Origin of the sequence: Microcystis sp. M49636_WE2 (genome assembly GCF_030065375.1) — a bacterium.
In the GTDB taxonomy this organism is placed as follows: domain Bacteria; phylum Cyanobacteriota; class Cyanobacteriia; order Cyanobacteriales; family Microcystaceae; genus Microcystis; species Microcystis aeruginosa_C.
Genome location: NZ_JASJFG010000016.1, coordinates 1 through 2,336, shown reverse-complemented (window position 1 = coordinate 2,336; position 2,336 = coordinate 1). Strand labels below are relative to the sequence as shown.

Annotated in this window: 3 protein-coding genes; 2 read left to right on the top strand and 1 reads right to left on the bottom strand. The window is 39.3% G+C overall.

What is annotated here, in order from left to right; translation table 11 throughout:
• Nucleotides 1-364 (top strand): aminotransferase class IV (locus PX484_RS00365; RefSeq protein ID WP_288102636.1); only part of this gene is annotated, 364 nt, incomplete at its 5' end.
• Between the two features lie 78 nt (nucleotides 365-442).
• Here PX484_RS00365 and PX484_RS00360 read toward each other — a convergent pair.
• The gene (locus PX484_RS00360) at nucleotides 443-592 is read right to left on the bottom strand and encodes a hypothetical protein (protein WP_002802233.1); all 150 of its coding nucleotides are present in this window, start codon (nucleotides 590-592) and stop codon (nucleotides 443-445) included.
• A gap of 326 nt (nucleotides 593-918) precedes the next feature.
• Between PX484_RS00360 and kaiC the strand changes: the two genes are divergently transcribed.
• On the top strand, nucleotides 919-2,336 hold a 1,418-nt coding region (gene kaiC, locus PX484_RS00355; RefSeq protein WP_288102635.1), incomplete at its 3' end, for a circadian clock protein KaiC.

Here is a 2,336-nt window from a genome sequence, read left to right as displayed (position 1 = left end):
TTCTCAGGGTAAAGTCTGTGAAGCGACGGGAATGAATATTTTTATCATCAGAAATGGTCAGCTAATTACTCCTAGTTTTGACCAAGATATCCTAGAGGGTATTACTAGAGATAGTGTTTTAACTATCGCGCGGGATTTGGGGATTCCAGTTATTGAAAGACCCGTAGATAAGACGGAGTTATTTATCGCTGATGAGGTGTTTTTAAGTGGCACTGCGGCGAAAATTACTCCGATTAAAAAGATTGAAACTTTTTCTTTACCTGCGGCTAAACCGATTACTTATCAGTTAAAAGAAAAGTTAAGTTCTATCGTTCTCAATCAGGAACCAAAGTATCAAGATTGGATTACTCAAGTTCCTTTATAGTTAGAGAAATTTACTTGATTTTTCCTTGAGATGCGTCAAATAATGGCGCATCTCAAGGAACCCTGAAATAAAGAGAATTTATCTATTTTTCGGTTTGGCTCCTTCCTGTATATAGGTTATAGTTTTATTAGGATTAATCTTCAGGATGAGTTTATTATCTCTTGCTATTTTTTGTCTTTGATTATCGCTTTCTTGCTGATTTTGATTACTATCGGTTGTATTTTTCATAGTAGAGCAAATAACTATGATTATACCTTAAACTCTATCAAAGTTGTCAAGAATAGTATTAATCAACTAAATACAAAAATTACTTTGATTCTGACTATTAGTTTATTGGTATTTTGGTTAATTGTGGCTAAGATTTACCTGCTTATATAGTTTCCCTTGACTCTAACCAATCTCTTTATGCTTGGGTGAAGCTGTCCTGCATTTAAACTATGTCTTGGAAATTTTATTACCAATGCTCAAACTCTCAAACTAGGGATGAATTTCTGGTATCGCTGGTCACTGAAATAGGTACAATAAACATTAGCTCGTTTTCATAGAGAACTTAAATGACGCAAAATAATCCCCTAGAGTTGATTGAGAAGTTAGAAACAGGAATCCCCGGCTTTGATTTTCTTTCGGAAGGGGGATTACCGAAAGGAAGAGCAACTTTGATAGCGGGGACGGCAGGAAGTGCTAAAACGGTCTTTGCCTGTCAATTTCTCGCAGAAGGCATCAAAAATGGAGAAAATGGCGTTTTTGTCACCTTCGAGGAGCCACCCCAAGCACTAAGAAAAAATATGGGTGGTTTTGGTTGGAATATCCGGCAGTGGGAGGAGAATCGCCAATGGGCCTTTGTTGATGCTTCCCCCCAACCAGAAGAAAAGCCGATGGTGACGGGAGAATACGACCTAGGCGCATTAATCGCTCGCATTGAGTTTGCTATCCGCAAAAATAAAGCCAAACGGGTGTCTATGGATTCTTTAGGCGCAATTTTTAGCCATTTAAGTGATAGCGCTCAAGTGAGAAGTGATCTTTTTCGTCTGGCAACCGCTTTGCGAGAATTGGAAGTAACAGCGATTATGACCGCGGAAAGAACCCAAGAATACGGCGAAATCAGTCGTTATGGGGTGGAGGAGTTTGTGGCCGATAATGTGGTGATTTTACGCAACGTTTTAACCGATGAGAAAAGAAGAAGGACGATCGAAATTTTAAAATATCGGGGAACCGATCACCAAAAAGGAGAATTTCCTTTTACAATTATTCCCAATAAAGGGGCTGTGATTATTCCTTTATCAGCCATTGAATTAGAACAAAAATCCTCTAATATTCGCATTACTTCTGGCAGCTTGGAACTCGATAGAATCTGTGGGGGTGGTTTCTTCCGCGATTCGGTTATTTTGGTTTCGGGAGCCACAGGAACAGGAAAAACCCTGATGGTGACAGAATTTATGGCCGGGGGAGTAACCAATGGGGAAAGATGTTTAATTTTTGCCTTCGAGGAAAGTCGCGAACAGTTATTTAGAAATGCTACCGGTTGGGGGGTGGATTATGACCGCATGGAAAAGGAAGGTAAATTAAAGGTAGTCTGCCGTTATCCCGAAACTACGGGTTTAGAAAATCATTTAATTATGATGAAGGAAATTATCGAGGAGTTTCAACCTAATCGAGTGGCAGTAGATAGTTTATCTGCTTTAGAAAGGGTTTCTAATCTGAAAGGATTTCGGGAATTTATTATCGGTTTGACTTCTTTTATTAAGCAAAAAGAGGTGGGAGGATTATTTACTTCCACCACTCCCACTTTATTAGGAGGTTCCTCGATTACAGAAGCGCATATTTCTACAATTACCGATTCAATTATTCTGCTGCGTTATGTGGAAATGTATGGAGAAATGCGCCGCGGTATCACTGTTTTAAAAATGCGCGGTTCTATGCACGATAAGGATATTCGTGAGTTTTCGATCGATCATCAAGGTATGCACATCGG

Excerpts from the sequence above, each read along its gene's own strand:
- PX484_RS00360 (WP_002802233.1), bottom strand. The coding sequence starts at position 592 with ATGAAAAATACAACCGATAGTAATCAAAATCAGCAAGAAAGCGATAAT.